Origin of the sequence: Pricia sp., assembly GCF_041745955.1 — a bacterium.
Lineage (GTDB): Bacteria > Bacteroidota > Bacteroidia > Flavobacteriales > Flavobacteriaceae > Pricia.
The window spans coordinates 1-17,507 of the sequence record NZ_JBGTHY010000153.1; the positions used below are offsets into that span (position 1 = coordinate 1).

At 45.4% G+C, this 17,507-nt stretch carries 20 protein-coding genes; 10 read left to right on the forward strand and 10 right to left on the reverse strand.

The window, feature by feature from the left end; genetic code table 11:
- From ACEW8S_RS05540 to ACEW8S_RS05560, 5 genes are all read right to left on the reverse strand, one after another.
- A partial coding sequence (locus ACEW8S_RS05540; protein ID WP_373517186.1) for an adenylosuccinate synthetase occupies positions 1 to 511 on the reverse strand: 511 nt, incomplete at its 3' end.
- A gap of 13 nt (positions 512 to 524) precedes the next feature.
- Complete coding sequence (locus ACEW8S_RS05545; protein ID WP_373517187.1) at positions 525 to 1,022, reverse strand: Fur family transcriptional regulator; 498 nt, start codon at positions 1,020 to 1,022, stop codon at positions 525 to 527.
- Positions 1,023 to 1,164: 142 nt separating this feature from the next.
- The gene (locus ACEW8S_RS05550) at positions 1,165 to 3,369 is read right to left on the reverse strand and encodes a bifunctional (p)ppGpp synthetase/guanosine-3',5'-bis(diphosphate) 3'-pyrophosphohydrolase (protein WP_373517188.1); all 2,205 of its coding nucleotides are present in this window, start codon (positions 3,367 to 3,369) and stop codon (positions 1,165 to 1,167) included.
- A gap of 170 nt (positions 3,370 to 3,539) precedes the next feature.
- The gene (locus tag ACEW8S_RS05555; protein WP_373517189.1) at positions 3,540 to 4,769 is read right to left on the reverse strand and encodes a M48 family metallopeptidase; all 1,230 of its coding nucleotides are present in this window, start codon (positions 4,767 to 4,769) and stop codon (positions 3,540 to 3,542) included.
- An 88-nt stretch (positions 4,770 to 4,857) separates the two neighbouring features.
- Entirely contained in the window at positions 4,858 to 5,670 is an 813-nt protein-coding gene (locus tag ACEW8S_RS05560) for a TrmH family RNA methyltransferase (protein WP_373517190.1), read from the reverse strand.
- Positions 5,671 to 5,734: 64 nt separating this feature from the next.
- Here ACEW8S_RS05560 and ACEW8S_RS05565 point away from each other — a divergent pair, with 64 nt between their 5' ends.
- The 10 genes from ACEW8S_RS05565 to ACEW8S_RS05610 all read left to right on the forward strand — a co-directional run bounded on the left by ACEW8S_RS05565 (position 5,735) and on the right by ACEW8S_RS05610 (position 12,580).
- Positions 5,735 to 6,529 carry a DUF6503 family protein gene (locus ACEW8S_RS05565; protein WP_373517191.1) on the forward strand — a complete coding sequence of 265 codons (795 nt, stop codon included), beginning with the start codon at positions 5,735 to 5,737 and terminating at the stop codon, positions 6,527 to 6,529.
- Between the two features lie 188 nt (positions 6,530 to 6,717).
- Complete coding sequence (locus ACEW8S_RS05570; RefSeq protein WP_373517192.1) at positions 6,718 to 6,960, forward strand: MoaD/ThiS family protein; 243 nt, start codon at positions 6,718 to 6,720, stop codon at positions 6,958 to 6,960.
- A gap of 11 nt (positions 6,961 to 6,971) precedes the next feature.
- Entirely contained in the window at positions 6,972 to 7,382 is a 411-nt protein-coding gene (locus ACEW8S_RS05575; protein ID WP_373517193.1) for a molybdenum cofactor biosynthesis protein MoaE, read from the forward strand.
- 144 nt (positions 7,383 to 7,526) lie between these two features.
- Positions 7,527 to 8,510, forward strand: coding sequence for a GTP 3',8-cyclase MoaA (gene moaA, locus ACEW8S_RS05580; protein ID WP_373517194.1), 984 nt, complete (start codon positions 7,527 to 7,529; stop codon positions 8,508 to 8,510).
- A gap of 121 nt (positions 8,511 to 8,631) precedes the next feature.
- Entirely contained in the window at positions 8,632 to 9,105 is a 474-nt protein-coding gene (moaC, locus tag ACEW8S_RS05585; protein WP_373517195.1) for a cyclic pyranopterin monophosphate synthase MoaC, read from the forward strand.
- Positions 9,089 to 9,685, forward strand: a complete 597-nt coding sequence (locus ACEW8S_RS05590) for a molybdenum cofactor guanylyltransferase (protein WP_373517196.1) — start codon at positions 9,089 to 9,091, stop codon at positions 9,683 to 9,685. The genes moaC and ACEW8S_RS05590 overlap by 17 nt, the downstream gene beginning before the upstream one ends.
- Before the next feature lie 27 nt (positions 9,686 to 9,712).
- Positions 9,713 to 10,786: a ThiF family adenylyltransferase gene (locus ACEW8S_RS05595; protein WP_373517197.1), complete on the forward strand. Its 1,074-nt coding sequence runs from the start codon at positions 9,713 to 9,715 to the stop codon at positions 10,784 to 10,786.
- Positions 10,770 to 11,546, forward strand: coding sequence for a sulfite exporter TauE/SafE family protein (locus ACEW8S_RS05600; protein ID WP_373517198.1), 777 nt, complete (start codon positions 10,770 to 10,772; stop codon positions 11,544 to 11,546). The genes ACEW8S_RS05595 and ACEW8S_RS05600 overlap by 17 nt, the downstream gene beginning before the upstream one ends.
- A 97-nt stretch (positions 11,547 to 11,643) precedes the next feature.
- Positions 11,644 to 12,276: a WbqC family protein gene (locus ACEW8S_RS05605; RefSeq protein ID WP_373517199.1), complete on the forward strand. Its 633-nt coding sequence runs from the start codon at positions 11,644 to 11,646 to the stop codon at positions 12,274 to 12,276.
- On the forward strand, positions 12,269 to 12,580 hold the full coding sequence (locus ACEW8S_RS05610; protein ID WP_373517200.1) for a DUF6122 family protein: 312 nt from the start codon (positions 12,269 to 12,271) through the stop codon (positions 12,578 to 12,580). Before ACEW8S_RS05605 ends, ACEW8S_RS05610 begins: the two co-directional genes overlap by 8 nt.
- Here ACEW8S_RS05610 and ACEW8S_RS05615 read toward each other — a convergent pair.
- The 5 genes from ACEW8S_RS05615 to ACEW8S_RS05635 are packed head-to-tail and all read right to left on the reverse strand — an operon-like array spanning position 12,577 to position 17,453.
- Positions 12,577 to 13,620, reverse strand: coding sequence for an endonuclease/exonuclease/phosphatase family protein (locus tag ACEW8S_RS05615; protein WP_373517201.1), 1,044 nt, complete (start codon positions 13,618 to 13,620; stop codon positions 12,577 to 12,579). The two genes, ACEW8S_RS05610 and ACEW8S_RS05615, sit on opposite strands and share 4 nt — an antisense overlap.
- Positions 13,621 to 13,650: 30 nt before the next feature.
- Positions 13,651 to 14,538, reverse strand: coding sequence for a rhomboid family intramembrane serine protease (locus tag ACEW8S_RS05620; RefSeq protein WP_373517219.1), 888 nt, complete (start codon positions 14,536 to 14,538; stop codon positions 13,651 to 13,653).
- Between the two features lie 39 nt (positions 14,539 to 14,577).
- Positions 14,578 to 15,312, reverse strand: a complete 735-nt coding sequence (locus tag ACEW8S_RS05625; protein ID WP_373517202.1) for a rhomboid family intramembrane serine protease — start codon at positions 15,310 to 15,312, stop codon at positions 14,578 to 14,580.
- Positions 15,313 to 17,160: a DNA mismatch repair endonuclease MutL gene (mutL, locus tag ACEW8S_RS05630; RefSeq protein WP_373517203.1), complete on the reverse strand. Its 1,848-nt coding sequence runs from the start codon at positions 17,158 to 17,160 to the stop codon at positions 15,313 to 15,315.
- Positions 17,160 to 17,453: a riboflavin synthase subunit beta gene (locus tag ACEW8S_RS05635; RefSeq protein ID WP_373517204.1), complete on the reverse strand. Its 294-nt coding sequence runs from the start codon at positions 17,451 to 17,453 to the stop codon at positions 17,160 to 17,162. The genes mutL and ACEW8S_RS05635 overlap by 1 nt, the downstream gene beginning before the upstream one ends.
- Between the last annotated feature and the right edge of the window lie 54 nt (positions 17,454 to 17,507).

The window sequence follows — 17,507 nt, forward strand, 5'->3', positions numbered from 1 at the left end:
TCATGGCCTCGTGCTTGTTGGCACGCGCGCGGTATTTTTCTTTCCAACCGTCCAGTTCAAGATCGCCGATACGCATGCCGTTACGCCCGGTCTTGTCCATATAGGTCGGGCCAATCCCCTTTAAGGTAGAACCGATCTTTGCCTTTCCCTTAGCGGTTTCCGAGGCGGCATCCAAGAGTCGATGTGTTGGTAATATTAGGTGGGCCTTTCGTGAAATGAGCAGTTTCGATTTTACATCGAGGTCGAATTTTTTGAGGGCATCGAGTTCTTTCTTAAAAATAACCGGATCTATGACGACCCCGTTACCCACAATGTTCATTGCGTTTTTATGGAAGATGCCCGAGGGTATGGTATGCAATACGTGTTTGATTCCGTCGAACTCAAGGGTGTGCCCGGCATTGGGACCGCCTTGAAAACGGGCGATAATATCATAGTTTGTAGTCAGTACGTCGACGATTTTTCCTTTTCCTTCGTCGCCCCACTGCAGGCCTAACAATAAATCTACTGCCATTGGTGAAATTGGGTTAGCTGTTGGTATTTTCTTTGTTTTTTTCCGCTTCGGCGGGCTCACTGGCTTCTTCATTGTGAGCATTGCGAGTGCCATAGAAATAGAGCGAGTGCGTGTTGATTTTGATATCGAACACCTCTTCGATGGTCTTTTTGATAGATTGTATCCGAGGGTCGCAGAATTCCACTACCTCGCCAGTATCGGTCAAGATGACGTGGTCATGCTGGCGGTCAAAATACGATTTCTCGTACTGCGCCTGATTCTTGCCGAACTGGTGCTTGCGTACCAGTTTACAATCCAATAAAAGTTCTATGGTATTATATAACGTGGCACGGCTGACCCTGTAGTTTTTGTTCTTCATGCCGATATAGAGCGATTCTATATCGAAATGCACCTCACTATCGTATATTTCTTGAAGGATGGCATATCGCTCGGGCGTTTTGCGATGTCCGTTTTCCTCTAAAAAGGTTGTAAAAACGTTTTTTACGATTTCTTGGTTCTTGTTTGCTGCCATAATGTGATGCCTTCTACGTCGATTTACAAAGGTACAGTTCTTTTTTAAATCCGGGTTACAAACGGAAATACAAACTCAAAAATCAAATACGGATGACGATGATATCCTGTTGCCATACATGCGGATAAAGCTTTATAGACTTTCAGACCCTACTAACCTTATCGATGCCATGAATCTGCTTTAAGTTGGAAATCAGTTTCTTCAGGATGCTATTATTTTTGACCACAACGGTTATTTTGCCCGTAAAAGTGCCACCGTCGGTACCGAAATTAAGGTTACGCATATTTACATGCATCTCGTCGGAAATAATTTCGGTTATTTCATTGATCAACCCCATGTTGTCGATACCGGTAAGTTGTATATCGGCCCGGAATTCCTGTTCCGTAGAATCTATCCACTTGGCGTTAATAATGCGATATGCGTAATTGGATTGGAGCTGAATGGCATTGGGACAGTTTTTTTTATGCACTTTTATCCCATCGTTGACACTGACAAATCCGAAAACGGGATCGCCGGGAATCGGGTTGCAGCATAGCGAGAGTTTGTAGTCCAGTTTCTCTTCCTCCTGTCCAAAAACGAGCATGTCGAACTTCGAGGTAATCTCGTCGTTATCGATACCCTCTGGAACGGGGGTTCGCCGTATTTTGTTCTTGAAAAAACTGATAAAGGCATTGTTGTAGGACGACGCGAAATCTTTGATCATCTGATTATCTATCGAACCGACACCGACCCTATAGAATAGGTCTAAACTGGTCTTGAGCTTAAAGAATACGACCATCTTGTTGATAGAATCCTCATTAAGGGTCACTTTTTGGGATTTCAGCTTTCTGCGTAGGACTTCTTTACCGTCTTCGGCGGTGGTTTTCTTCTCTTCCCGCAACGAGGATTTTATTTTGGCCCTCGCCCGTGCCGTAGTGGCATAGTCCAACCAATTCTGGTTGGGCTTCGCTTGATCGGAGGTGACGATTTCGACCTGATCACCGCTATTCAATGTGGTATTGAGAGGCACCAGTTTCCCGTTCACTTTGGCGCCGCGGGTTTTCATGCCCACATGGGTATGTATGTTGAACGCAAAATCTAGGGGGGTGGCGCCTTTGGGAAGGGATTTCAATTCGCCTTTAGGTGTAAATACAAAGATTTCTTTGGAATAGAGGTTCAACTTGAATTCTTCGACAAAATCAACCGCGTTGGTATTGGCGTTTTCCAGTGCTTCCTGTAACCGGTTCAGCCATATCTCGATACCCATTTCCTTTTGCTGGCCGTGTTTGTACTTGAAGTGGGCCGCATAGCCCTTTTCAGCGATTTCGTGCATGCGCTCACTGCGTATCTGCACTTCGACCCAACGTCCCCTAGGTCCCATAACTGTAATGTGAAGGGCTTCATATCCCGTTGATTTCGGAGAGGATATCCAGTCCCGTAAACGAACTGGGTTCGGCGTAAAATGATCGGTCACTATGGAATAGATTTTCCAGGCCAAAAACTTCTCGTTCTGACGGTCTGACGTGTAAATAATGCGAATGGCGAACTTATCGTAAATTTCGTTAAAGGAAACATTTTGGGCCTTCATTTTCCTGCGGATGGAAAAAATCGACTTCATCCTGCCTTTGATGATGTATTTGAGACCTTCTTCTTTCAATGATTTATCGATAGTGTCGGCAAACGCATCGATATAGGCCTGTTGCTCTTCCTTCGAATCCTCGATTTTACCCTTAATGTCCCGATATACCCTAGGTTCAGTATATTTGAGGCTTAGGTCCTCCAATTCGGTCTTGATATTGTAGAGTCCGATTCGGTGGGCTAGCGGCGCATAGATATAGAGGGTTTCCGAGGCCATCTGCACCTGTTTATGCTCGGGCATGGCGTCCATAGTGAGCATATTGTGGTACCGATCGGCAATTTTGATGATAATAACGCGGACATCGTCGTTCAGGGTAAGCAACATTTTCCGAAAGTTCTCGGCCTGCTGCGAGGTGCTCATATCCTTTTTAAGATGGGCGATTTTCGTGAGTCCGTCTACGATACGCGCCACCGTTTCCCCGAACATACGCTCGATATCGTCAAGAGTGTATTCGGTATCCTCGACCACATCGTGCAGTAGGGCAGAGGCTATAGAAGTAGCATCAAGACCGATTTCGGAGGCCACGATCTTGGCTACGGCAATAGGGTGGAATACGTAGGCCTCCCCCGATTTGCGGCGTTGGTCCTTATGCCCGTCGACAGCTACCTCGAAGGCGGCCCGTATCAGTTTTTTATCGTCGTCGGACAAATATTGGTAGCTGATACGCAGCAATTCTTTGTACTGCTTGGCGATTTTTTTATTTTCCTGTTCTAGTGCGGCCTGTGTCATTCTCGGGAGTTCTTAATCTAAAATACCATAATCTTATTTGATGTACAACAAAAAGTATGCCCGACCGGGTTTAAGGTCAAGGCTGCTGTTGGCAGGTTCAAGGTTCAAGGTTCAAAGTCGCGGTAGCGACTGAACCTCTAATAAAAGGTAGTCCACGATGGTTCAACAGTTTAAACTTTTTTGAGATTTCTGATCCTAGCGATCAACGGCGGATGCGAGTAGTGCATGAATACATAGGCGGGATGCGGGGTAAGATTGCTAAGGCTATCTTTTGATAGTTTTTTCAAGGAGGTTATTAAAGGGGATGCCACATAGGTGTTCTTGGCAAAATCATCGGCCTGATACTCGAATTTTCGGGAGAGGTGGTTCATGAGGAGTCCCGTTACCTCTGAAATGGGACTGTATAAAATGCCAAATCCGATCAATGCGGTATGAAAACTAGGTTGCGAAACACCGATGGCAAGGGATACTTCAGGATTATTTATAAAGAAGGATAAAAGAAAAAGGGTAAGTCCCGTTAATAGGATGGACGCTGCAAGGTTGAAAACGATATGCTTTCTTTTATAATGGCCGACCTCATGGGCGAGTACGGCCACGATTTCCTCCTCTTCCAAATCGTTGATTAGGGTGTCGTAAAGGGTTATCCTTTTCTCCTTACCGAATCCGGAAAAATAGGCATTGGCCTTGGTGGAGCGTTTCGAACCATCGATAACGAAAATATTTTGGAGCTCAAAACCGACATTTTCGGCATAGTTCTCGATTTTTGTTTTAAGGCCGCCTGCCTCCAGCGGAGTCAGTTTGTTGAAGAGGGGTACGATCAGCTTGCTGTAGAAAAGATTCATGATTACTGTGAAGACCGCGACGAGCGCCCAGGCATATAGCCAAAAGTTGCTGCCGGTCCACTCGAAAAACCAGATGATCAAGGCCAATAATCCGCCTCCGACTACCGCCATCATACCCCATCCCTTTAATTTGTCCATAAAGAAAGTGCCTCTAGTGGTTTTATTGAATCCGAATTTTTCCTCGATTACGAAAGTGGAGTAATAGGAGTACGGTAGGGTAACGATATCGCTACCGATTATGATAATCCCGAAAAATAGCAAGGCCGTAACGATGGGGTTGTCGGTAATGCTTCGTGCAATTTGGTCCACCCATTCAAAGCCTCCAAGAATCAAGAATCCCAATGTGAGAAGCAACGAAAAGGTCGAGGTCAGGAGTCCGAAGCTATAGTTGGTTTTCTTGTACGCTTGGGATTTTTCGTACTCCTCCGCATTAAAAACATCGTTCAGTTCGTCCGGCACCGGATCGCCGTAACGTTTTGCATTGAGGTAATCCAATACCGTTTCTATGACGAATTGTAGTACCAGGATCAGGATTATAATGTAGAAAAGAGTGTTCAAGGTTAAATGAAGTCTATAGCGTGAAAAATTTAAGCCTACCTGCCGGCGAGGCAGGGTTTAAGTATGCCGTTGCGACTGCAACTACCTACTAAAAAAAACCCCGCTGACGTCTCGCCTCAAAGATAAGAATCGCCGCGGATACGGAGACGTTCATCGAATCTATTTCTCCCATCATAGGTATGATTATATTTTGTTCGGAAGCATCGAGCCATTCTTGCGAGAGTCCCGTTGCTTCGGTGCCCACCACGATAGCGGAAGGGGTTTTGAAATCGACTTCCGTATAATTTTTCAAGGCCGTAAGGGCGGCGCAGTAGCAGGCGACATTATTTTCTTTTAGATAGGATATGGTTTCGAAGGTATTTCCTACCGCAATATTGTTCGTAAAAACACAGCCCACACTTGACCGGATGATATTGGGGTTGTACATGTCGGACTTAGGATTGGCGATAATAACGGCATCCAGCCCGGCGGCGTCGGCGGTACGGAGCAAAGCGCCAATGTTTCCGGGCTTTTCGGGAGCTTCCGCAATCAGGATCAATGGATTTTTAGAGGGTATGACGAGTTCGTTCAGGGCATGGGGTTTGCAATGCGCCAATGCCAATAGACCTTCCGTCGTCTTCCGGTAGGCCAGTTTGGCATATATTTCCTTGCTTATGCCTACGATATTGGATTGTGGCACCAAGGCATCCAACATTTGAAAAAGGACATCCTTAGAAATCAAATCCCCTTGATACAGAACGGTATCCAAGGTATAATTGCCCTTGATGGCGAGTTGCAGTTCCCGTAATCCCTCTAAAACAAAAAGTCCCGATTTCTTACGTTCCCTTGATTTATCCTGTAAAACACTTATTTTTTTAATAAGAGGATTTTGAAGACTGCTGATTTGTTTACTTTCGTACATGCCGTAAAAGTAATTAAAAGGCAAGTATCCCGACCAAAAAGGCAAACCCTAAAAAACGAAAAGTATGAAACGAATGATGATTGCCGCAGTGCTCTTGGCGGTAACAAGTTGTAAGGAAGCGCCCAAGGAAACACTACCTGAACCCGAAGAAGGAAAAATGGAAATGGAGACGCCTAAAAAGGAATATCCCGAGGCCTTGACCCAAGTTTTCGATGCCCATGGCGGACTCGAAAATTGGAAGAAAAAACGCACCTTGACCTTTACGATTCCCAAACCTGATGCTGCCGAAATCCACAGCATAGACCTCTATGGCAGAAGGGATAAGATAGAAATGCCCACAACAGGCATGGGATTCGACGGCGATGATATATGGGTGCTCGACCCTGACAACTCCTATGAAGGCAATCCTGCGGTATACCACAACCTGATGTTCTACTTCTACGCGATGCCTTTTGTACTGGCCGACGATGGTATCAATTATGAAGAGGCCGATGCTTTGGAGTTTGAGGGGAAATCATACCCTGGAATTCATATAAGTTATGATGCGGGTATCGGCGCCTCGCCTAAAGACGATTACTATCTGTATTACGATCAGGAAACCCATCAAATGGCCTGGTTGGGCTATACCTTTACTTTTGGAAGTAACGAAAAATCGGAAGATGTGAGCTATATTCGCTATGCCGATTGGATGAAAATTGGCGATTTGATGCTTCCAAAAATCTTGACCTGGTACACTAGCGATGGCCGTACGATCAAAGAAGCAAAGGACCCATTGCCTTTTGAAAACGTATCGTTGGGCGAAGTAGCCAAGCCCGATGATTTTTATCAAATGCCGGAGAACGCGAAGGTTGTACAATAGCTATGTGCTGAACGCTTTGCACCGTACGCTGATTCGGAATGTTTTGGAGTTTGCGGATGGTGTATCTCTTTTATTTGCGTAACTTGTATTTAAAATTTGAACGGTTCGGGCAGACAGTCGAGGTACATAGGCAAATAGAAGTACACAGGCAAAAAATGAAAGATCAGTAATTAATAATTTGGATTGGAATGGAGGTATTGCTATTCGGAATTGCTAAGGATATTGTGGGCAAGGGCTCCTTTCGTTTTAGTGCGGATGAGCAGGCGCCTGCTTCGGTTTCAGAACTGAAGGATAGATTAAAGGGAAGTTTTCCCGAGTTCGGGAAGCTCACTTCTTTAGCGGTAGCCGTAAACAGCGCTTATGCAGAGGATGGTGATCGTTTGAACGAAAGTGACGAGATAGCCATAATACCACCCGTAAGCGGGGGCTGATGAAAGGGAATATGAGCATAGAAATTGTGGACGTAATCGATACCTCTCGGGTATTCGCCGAGCTTTCGGACCCACGAAGCGGGGGCATCTGTGTTTTTGTAGGCGCCGTTCGTGAATTTACGGAAAATGAGGAAGTCCTGTCGTTGGAATTTGAGACGTACAAGGTCATGGCACTCAAGGAAATGAAGAAAATCGCCCTTGAGGCTATCGAAAAATGGAAGTTGAACAAGGTCGTCATCCGTCATGCGGTAGGCGTTAAGAATGTTGAAGAACCCGTAGTCATCGTAGGTGCCTCCTCCGCACATCGCGATGCCTGTTTTAATGCCTGCCGGTATCTGATCGATACCTTAAAAGAACGCGTGCCGATCTGGAAAAAGGAAATGTTCACAAACAAATCGGTCTGGGTTTCGGCGCATCCTTGAAAGAGGTAAAAAATTAAAGGCTAATGGTTTGTCGTAATCTTCGTTAGATTTAAGCATAAACTTCTAAACTCACGGTTACCGGGCACGGCCGAAGAATAAACAGTGATGAACTTGAATTTGCGCTTGAACTTGAACGTACGTAACATGTTAATAGACAATCACAATAGAAAAATTGACTACCTGCGCCTGGCGGTAACGGATCGTTGTAATCTGCGTTGCAACTATTGTATGCCTGCCGAGGGGATAAATTTCGCCAAGAACGACCGACTTTTTACTATCGACGAGCTTTCCCGTTTGAGCGAGATCTTGGTGTCGCAGGGCATCGATAAAATCCGGATTACGGGCGGAGAGCCGTTTGTACGCAAAGATCTGATGGTCCTCATGCGCCGGCTTTCGAAAATGGAGGGACTTAAGGATATATCGATTACCACCAATGCCACGACTATCGGAAAATATATTGATGAGCTGAAAAAACTTGGTATTATGAATATCAACGTCAGTATGGATGCCATCAATCGGGAAACTTTTGAAAGGATTACCCGCAGGGATCACTATGACACCGTATATAATAACATCATCCGGTTGATAACGGAAGGCTTCAACGTCCGCATCAACTTTATTGCCCTCGATGGGCAAAATACCGAAGATATCTTGCCGATGTTGGAACTTACGGAACATTATGATGTTTCCGTACGTTTTTTGGAGGAGATGCCTTTTAACGGGGGCAGCAAAACCTTTGACAGTATTGTATGGGATTATAAGCGGATATTGGAATATATAAGGGAAGCCCATCCGGATTACTTTAAGCTGGAATCCCCAAAAACATCGACCTCTATCAATTACAGGATTCCTGGTTTTAAGGGTAGCTTTGGGGTAATCCCCTCGTTCAGCCGCACTTTTTGCGGCAGCTGCAACCGGCTGCGCATTTCCGCTACCGGTGATGTCATTACTTGTCTTTATGCCAAGCCCAGTATGAACATTCGGGATATCTTGCGGAGCGAAAATTCAGGGGAAAAAGTAAAGGAACAGATTTTAAAGGCCATCGGAAGCCGCTCCAAAACCGGGTTCGAGGCACAGGGCAAGTATAAGGGGGTTTTTGACAACTCGATGACGTCGATCGGGGGATGAGAAAAGAGCCTAGAATTTAGATAAAAGATTCGAGATTGGAAACCAGCATAGCGGTTGGCAGGTACAAAGGCCGAGGTCGAATAAAGATTTAGAGGACATTTGTCGTACAACTAAAGTTATTGTGAAAGAAAAACTCTCCCATATAGACGAATCCGGAAACGCTTCAATGGTCGATGTTTCCGATAAAACGGTTACCGCCCGTACGGCAGTAGCTTCCGGACGGGTCGAATTTCCCTCGCAGGTATTCGAAACCTTAGCGGCGCAGGATTTTTTGGGAAAAAAAGGAAGTATCATCCAAACAGCCGTTATTGCTGGTATCCAAGCGGTCAAGAAGACTTCGGAGCTGATTCCCCTTTGCCACCAGATTAATTTGTCGAAGGTGCACATCGGTATCCATCCGAAGAAAAACACTTTAGAAATCCGCTGCACTGTAAAATGTTGCGAAAAGACCGGTGTCGAGATGGAAGCCTTAACGGGAGTTTCGGTCAGTGCCTTGACCATTTACGACATGTGCAAAGCCTTATCCCAAGATATAAAAATTACCGATATACAATTGGAACAAAAAACAGGAGGAAAATATGATTTTAGGTCCTAAAATATACGGTTTGGTGCTCGCCGGAGGAAAAAGTACCCGCATGGGAAAGGATAAGGGCATGATTACCTATCACGGTATGCCACAACGGGAATTTCTCTACCATTTATTGAGCCGAGTATGCGAACAGACTTTCGTGAGCATTAGGCGCGATCAGAAGTCTGATTTTCCCGAGGGTATGGAGACCATTGTGGATGACGATGCGTACAAGGGACCTTACAAGGGAATGTTAGCCGCCCACAATAAATTTCCAGAAGTAGCTTGGCTGGTGCTGGCCTGCGATCTGCCCCTGATCGATTTGGCATCTTTGCAAGAACTGATAGCGGCCCGAGACCCGAATGTTATGGCGACTACTTTCGCCCAAAAGGAAGACCCGCTGCCAGAACCCCTATGTGCTATTTGGGAACCCCCTGCGTTTGAGAAGTCAAAATTTTATTTGGAAAGCGGAAATGGCACCTGTCCCCGGAAATTCTTGATCAACAACGAAACGAAATTGGTTTTTCCGAGTAGTCCGAGCGTATTGCTAAACGCCAATTCGGAGGAGGAGTATAAGGAGGCGGTTGTGAGGTTGCGGGTTGAATGATTTTAGGCGGTAGCAAAAAAAACAGGTATGAATCTCGAACGCTACAACAGACAGACCATTTTATCGGGTTTTGGTATTGAAGCCCAACAAAAGCTACAAGGGTCAAGGGTGCTTGTCGTCGGTGCCGGAGGCTTGGGTGTTCCCGTATTGACGTACCTGAACGCCATGGGCGTCGGCACTTTGGGCATTGCAGACAACGATGTGGTCTCTTTGTCGAACCTGCATCGTCAGGTGCTGTTTTCCGAAGAAGACGTCGGTCGATCCAAGGTAGGTGTTGCTATCGAAAAATTGGGTGCCCAAAATTCCGAAACCGTCCTTATTGCACACAATACCTTTGTGACCAAAGAAAATGCCCTGAAAATCATCGCCGATTACGACATGGTCGTTGATGCTTCCGATAATTTCCCCACCAGATATTTAATCAATGACGCCTGTGTCATCTTAAAAAAGCCTTTTGTTTATGGCGCCTTGCATGGATTTGAGGGGCAGGTAAGCGTGTTTAACCATGATGGCGGACCGACCTACCGTTGTCTTTTTCCGAATATGCCCAAAGCCGACGAGATACCCGATTGTAACGAAAATGGCGTATTGGGGATACTACCAGGAATCATTGGAAATTTTCAGGCCCTCGAAACCGTGAAGGTGCTAACCGGAGTAGGGGAGCTGCTCGCCGGTAAACTCCTATTGTTCGAAGGACTTTCCAATACATTCCAAAAAATACGTTTTAACGCTACCTCCGAAAATTTGAAAATCGATGTGTTGCGGCCCAGCTATGATTTCGATTGCCGCACTGACTATAACGCTATGGATGCCGAAACCTTTTTGGGTCTAGAGGAATTTGATAACGTTCAACTTATCGATGTACGCACGCCTAAGGAGTTTGAGCAAAATCATCTGAAAATCGCCCAGAATATTCCCTTGTCCGAGTTGAATATCCGACGGAACGAAATTAATTTTGACCGTAGCGTGTATGTAGTATGCCAATCGGGCATTCGTAGTAAAAAGGCGATCGAGCGGCTTGTCAATTCTCGTCCCGATGCCTATTTCATCAATCTTTCCGGCGGAATGAACCAGATAAAGAAACATGGGGTTACCTATTGAAGGCCTGATTTTATTGTGTTTGGGTTTCTTTGTGGTGGCGACGCTGTATTCCTCGGTAGGATTCGGCGGCGGATCTAGTTATCTGGCGTTGCTGGCTCTTTTTCTAGGGGGATTTTTCGCCATACGTTCCATAGCCTTGATCTGTAATTTAATTGTCGTTTCGGGCAGCACCTATTTGTATTTTAAAGAAGGACACGCCAAAATACGGGATTTTCTACCCTTTGTCATCACAAGTATTCCCTTGGCCTTCATCGGAGCGTCCTTCCGTTTGGAGGAGCATATTTTCTTTATTCTTTTGGGATTTTCCTTGGTTACTTCCTCATTATTCTTGGCATGGCAGACGTTTTCCAAAAAAACCCCCTTGGAACGGGTAAAAACCTATCCCAAATATCTAAGCTATGTTTTGGGCGGTGGTATCGGACTGCTATCAGGTCTTGTAGGCATCGGGGGGGGTATTTTTTTGGCCCCGATACTCAATCATTTGAGGTGGGACAAGTCCATCAAAATTGCCGCCTTGGCCAGTTTTTTTATTTTGGTGAATTCACTTTCCGGTATCGCTGGCCTAGTTCAGGGCGATATGTTGCAGCTTCCTTGGAAAGAAACCTTGGCCTTGGCGGCTTCGGTACTGATAGGGGGGCAGTTGGGTATACGTATCAGCCTCAAACGACTGACGCCAAATGGGATTAAAAGAGTGACCGCCTTGTTGGTTTTTGTCGTTGGAATCCGCATTTTGGTGAAGTATTTGCCGCAGGTAATTTAAAGGTTGCATTTGACAGCTCGTTTGAACTGTTTTAGTCTGAATCTTGAATTTTTCAAATGGTTACCTTTGTTTGCTGAATAATTAATCCATTAGTCCATTGAAATCCCTTCTACACCCCACCTATTTCCCCAACATCGCCACTTTTGCCGTCATCGCCCAGAAACGTATCCAATGGGAGGTAGCGGACAATTACCAAAAACAGACCTACCGAAACCGCTGTTACGTTTGTACGGATCTCGGACGCCATATGCTCAGCATTCCCATTCGACATGTGGGCGGGGAACAGGGGCGACAAAAATATAAAGACGTTTTGTTGGACAATTCTTACTCGTGGCAACGGCAACATTGGCGTACCCTACAGACCGCCTACAGAACTTCCCCGTTTTTTGAGTTTTATGAGGATGATATCGCTCCACTGTACTGGCAAACCTTTGAAAAGTTACTGGATTTTAATGTAAAGACCGTTCAAACGGTCTGCAATTGCCTCCAAATCGATATGCCGGAAGAAAAAACTACCGGATATGAGACCGAACCCAGCCAAGTACAAGATGTACGTTTTTTGGTCAGTGCAAAACGAAAGCTTAAAATACGGCAAGAAGAATATGTGCAGGTTTTTGGCGACCGGCACGGCTTCGTGGGAAATACCAGTGTACTGGATCTCCTTTTTAACGAGGGTACGAACGCCCTGACATATTTAAGAAAACAAAAAACGGATTTCCTGGATGCTTAGGTTTACTGTACATTACGGCATCCATTTTTTAGTGCCGATCGCCATTGGATTACTTTTTTTTAAGGAGCGCCGATTAAAAGTAACTCTCATTTTATTGGCAGGAATCGTAATCGATGTCGATCATCTGTGGGCGGACCCCATTTTTGATTCCGGGCGATGCAGTATCGGGTTTCATCCCTTACATAGCTATTGGGCGATTGCCGTGTACCTAGGATTGCTATTCTTCAAGAAAACATGGATTTTCGGCCTGGCCCTGCTCATCCATATTGTTGCGGATAGTATGGATTGCTTTTTAATGCCTTAGGGATCAACACTCCTTTCCCCCTTCAACCGAAACGACGCCATCACCGGATAGTGATCTGAATACTTGAAATTGTAGTTTTTATGCGCTTTGACCTCGAAAGTACTATCCGCCATGATAAAATCGATTCGCAAGGGTATGTGTAAAAAGTTGAAGGTTCTGCCATAGCCCGACCCTGCTTCGATAAAGCTATCTTGCATGTCTCCCTTTAACAAATGGTACGCTTTAGAAAATTGGGTGTTGTTGAAGTCCCCGCAAAGAAGGGTTTTATACGGACTTGCTTTTCTGTGTTGCGCCATCATTTCGGCCTGTTGTTCCTGTTTCTTAAAGGCATTTACGACTTTTCGATATAGGAATTCGGATGAATGGGAGCGCAATACCCCGGTTCCGGGCGTTATGCCCAACGATTGCATGTGTACATTGTAAAGGCGCAGTGTATCCCCCTGATAGGCGATATCGGCATACGATCCGTTGTTGATGCTGTTAGGAAAAGTCAGGGTCTCGGCATTGACGATCGGATATTTTGAAAAGATACCCAAATGCACCTTGTTGCCCGTAGGTATTTTCTTCAAATAATGATACGGATAATCTAAAAAATCCTTTTCCATGCCAATACTTACTTCCTGGAAACAGACAATATCGGGTTGTTCTTCTTGCACCAAATCTTTGATGGCATTGAGTACATCCTTACGTTCGGCCCATCCGAATTCATTAAAGCTGCGGATGTTGTAGCTCATTACCTTTAAATCCTCTTTATGGAATTCTTTTTTGGAAAAGTTCAATTTCACGAATGTCCCCAGTACGAAATAGCCGAATACCAGTACGAAAAGCGATGGAAGCATTTGTCGTTTTCCTTGGATGGCCCAACACAAAAAAAAGAGGAAGTTGATGGCCACCAATACTGGCACCGCCAAACTTAAAAAGGATAAAAACGGAAGAAAAGTAACGGAAAGATAAGGCACCGCACAGGCAGCCAGTAGCAGGAAGACAAAGATGAGGTTGAGCGCATATACGATTTTATTGAATACGGATAGTCCCTTCACATATTTTAGTTTAGAAAAAAACACTGCCCTCTAATCCTCCTTCCCCGCCTTGAACAGGTAATCCTTTTCCGATTTGGAAAGACTTTCGTAGCCTGATTTGCTTATTTTATCGAGTATGGCATCTATTTTTTGTTGGTGGTTATCCTTGGTGGGGCTGGACTTCGAGCTGGAGGTAGCTTGTTGCTTGCGATAGACGGTCTTCATAGGGGCTTTTTTTCGGCCGTTGCCAACGGTAGCACTGCTTTTCTTGAACAGGTTCGAAATACTGTCCATGAATTTAGAGAATCCCTCGCCGATATCCGTACCTTTAAAGAGCTGTCTGGCATAAATATATCCTAAGAAAGCACCTCCCAAGTGGGCCAGGTGTCCACCGACATTGCCTCCCATGGGAATTTGAATCAAATCCATCAGAACTACGAAAACCCCTACTTGCCAGAGTTTAACATTGAAAAAGATAACGCGTACCTCTTGATTGGGAATATAGGTGCATACAAAGATCAGCACCGCCATGACCCCGGCCGATGCCCCGACCAGGGAAGTTTTTTGACCGATGAGTGCGGGAAAAATATTATAGCTGAGCAGAAATAGAAGTCCCCCTAAGATCACGCCCAAAAAGTAGACGTTCAAAAAGCGTTTACCATCGAAAAGGTTGAGCATAATACGTCCGGCGACATAAAGAATGTACATGTTCCAAAGGATATGGAAAAAACCGGCATGCAAAAAGGAATAGGTGACGATGGACCAAGGTTGTTTGAGAAAATCAAAAAAGTCTTGGGGCAACGCGAACCAGTTTTCGATGTTGGGGCCTATCAAGGCAGTAGTCAGCCCCATAACGATAAAAACGATTACGTTGATGGCTATTAGCTTTTCAGAAACGCTCAGCCTTGCATATTGATATCTTAATCCTCCTCCGTTCATCATAAATATCCTGTTAATCCTACGAATCCCATAATCCTATTAATTCCACCTCTTGTCATTAAAATCATTCTTTTTCCAGTACCACATCATAATGAATCCCGCGATAGCCCCTCCGATATGGGCAAAATGGGCGATACCGGTGGCGGCGCCCGTAAAACCGAAAATCAGGTCGCCCGCAATCAACAAGGGTACGAAATATTTGGCCTTTATGGGAATCGGTAGAAAGATAAGCATAAGTTCCGCCTCGGAAAAGGCAAAGGCAAAAGCGACCAGAACCCCGTAAATTGCGCCCGAGGCACCAACGGCCGGGGTGTTAAAGGCACTTAGAAGGCTGTCCACCTTATCCGCTCCGATCAAATCGTTCCAAGCGGGACTGTACTGACCGCCGGCGATAATTTCCATAACCTGATTTTCATCGACACCCTGATCGACCAAGGCCTGTAATCCGTCATGAAAAACGAAATAGTTGACCCCTGTATGTAATATGGCGGCTCCCAGACCTGCCGAAAAATAAAAGAACAAAAACTTGTTACGGCCCCACATCTGTTCCAATGGGGTACCGAAGGCCCAAAGGGCATACATGTTGAACGCAATGTGGAAAAACCCGCCATGCATGAACATGTGGGTAACGATCTGCCACCACTCAAAATTCGGATGCTCTGGATACCAAAGCGAGAACCAGGTGAGCATTTGTTCTTGATATATCTGTGTTGCAATGAACAACAGTACATTGATAATCAGCAAATGCTTAACAGCATCGGTCAATCTTCCCATTTAAATAAATTTTTTATCGATATCGTTTTCCGTGATTGTAATATATACGGGTTTGTTGAAAGGGCTTGTCATGGACTCCGTGCAGGCAAATAAATCGTTGACCAAGGCCAATTGCGATTGCCGATCCAATACTTCCCCGGTCTTTACCGACAGTGTCTTTGCCAAGGTTTTCGACAACATATCGGTATGCGAGAAACTCTCGCCGATTACCTCTTGTTGGTAGTCCGTAATCAATTGGTCCAACACCATGCCCACCTCGCTTTCGGCCACTAACAAGGGTACCCCGGTTATGGTAATGGATTCTCCCTCGATTTTTTCAAAAATAAAGCCCACTGAGACCAGAATATCCTCAATTTCCTGTAGAGCGCCGATTTCCGAAGTGGAGAAAGTAAGCGTCAACGGAAACAGTAATTGCTGGCTTACGGCTCCCTTGATAGTACTGTTCTTCAAAAACCGCTCATAAAGAACCCGTTGGTGCGCCCGGCTCTGATCGATGACCACCATGCCTGATTTGATGGTGGTCACTATATATTTTCTGCGGATTTGAAATGTGGTCGTAACGGTTTCCGGAGATTCTTTTTCACCTTCGAAAATAGTTCCGGTAATAGTATCGGATTCATAACTGATGCTACTACCAGTATCGTCGTTACCCAGTTTGGACTCCATACCGACATAGAGGTTTTCCCAATGGGCACTTTGCTTTTTGTAGGTTTGTGTCGCAAAACCGCCTTGCCGATTCTCTTGAAACGGATTGAACCCGGCATCGACCGTGACCTGGGGAATGACGGCCGACCTGTCCTTGAAGCCGTACGGTATTTGCAAGTTCGGGTCGTGATCAAAATCGAGCGCCGGTGCCACATTGAACTGGCCTAGGCTGTGTTTGATGGTAGCGCGTATAATTGCGTAAAGACTATGCTCGTCGTCGAATTTCACTTCTGTTTTGGTTGGATGGATGTTAATATCCAACGATGCGGGATTGACCTCGAGATACAAAAAATAGCCCGGGTAGGTGTCCGATTTTATCAGTCCCTCAAAAGCGGAGACCACCGCATGGTGCAGATACGGACTCTTGATAAACCGATGGTTGACGAAAAAGAATTGCTCTCCCCGGCTTTTTTTGGCGAATTCGGGTTTCGTAATAAAGCCCTTGATCTTTACAATGGGAGTTTCTTCTTCTACGGGGACCAGTTTTTGGTTCGTTCGGGTTCCGAAAATGGTAACGATACGTTTGCGATGATTGTCCGCCGGAAGATTAAAAAGTTCGCTGCCATTGTGGTAAAAATGAAAGGCCACTTTGGGGTGGGCCAATGCCACTCTATGGAATTCGTCGGTAATATGCCGTAGCTCTACGGTATTCGATTTGAGAAAGTTTCGTCGTGCGGGAATATTGAAAAATAGATTTTTGACGGCAATCGAAGTCCCTTTTGGCGTTACCGTAGTTTCATGAATAATTATTTCGCTACCTTCTATCCGAAGATGGGTACCAAGCTCTTCGGTATCGGGTTTGGTCTGCATCTCGACATGGGCGATAGCGGCGATAGAGGCCAAGGCTTCCCCGCGGAACCCTTTCGTGTTCAAATTAAAAAGATCTTCCGCCTTTTGGATTTTTGAGGTTGCGTGGCGTGAAAAACTCAACCGCGCGTCGGTGGCACTCATGCCTAGACCATCGTCGACTACCTGTATTAAAACTTTACCACCATCTTTTACGATTAATTTTATAGTTTCCGCACCGGCATCGAGGGCATTTTCAAGAAGTTCCTTGACTACCGATGCAGGTCGTTGCACCACTTCGCCCGCCGCTATCTGATTAGCGACATGGTCCGGCAAAAGTTTGATAATATCTGCCATTATTTCGGGAAGAATATGGAAAGGTCAAAATCGAATATGTAGAGTACGATCAAGAGTAGCACCGCTATTATGATGACCATTCGTTTTTTGAGGTTGCGATCGCCTTGTTGCCGCACATCCGACATGGCGTTTCCGAACTTACCTTTCAATCCCCTGGGGGAGTCGACGGTGCTTCGGAATTTATCGAATTTCGGTTCCATCTTAAAGGGATTCCCCTTGCCCTTGTCATCGAAATAACGGGGCTGGTAATCGAACTTCTTACTGCTTTTTAACCGCGTGAATTTACTTAGCATACCCATGATTATCAAAGGTACTTAAAATCAAAAAATATGCCGTACCGCCAGTGC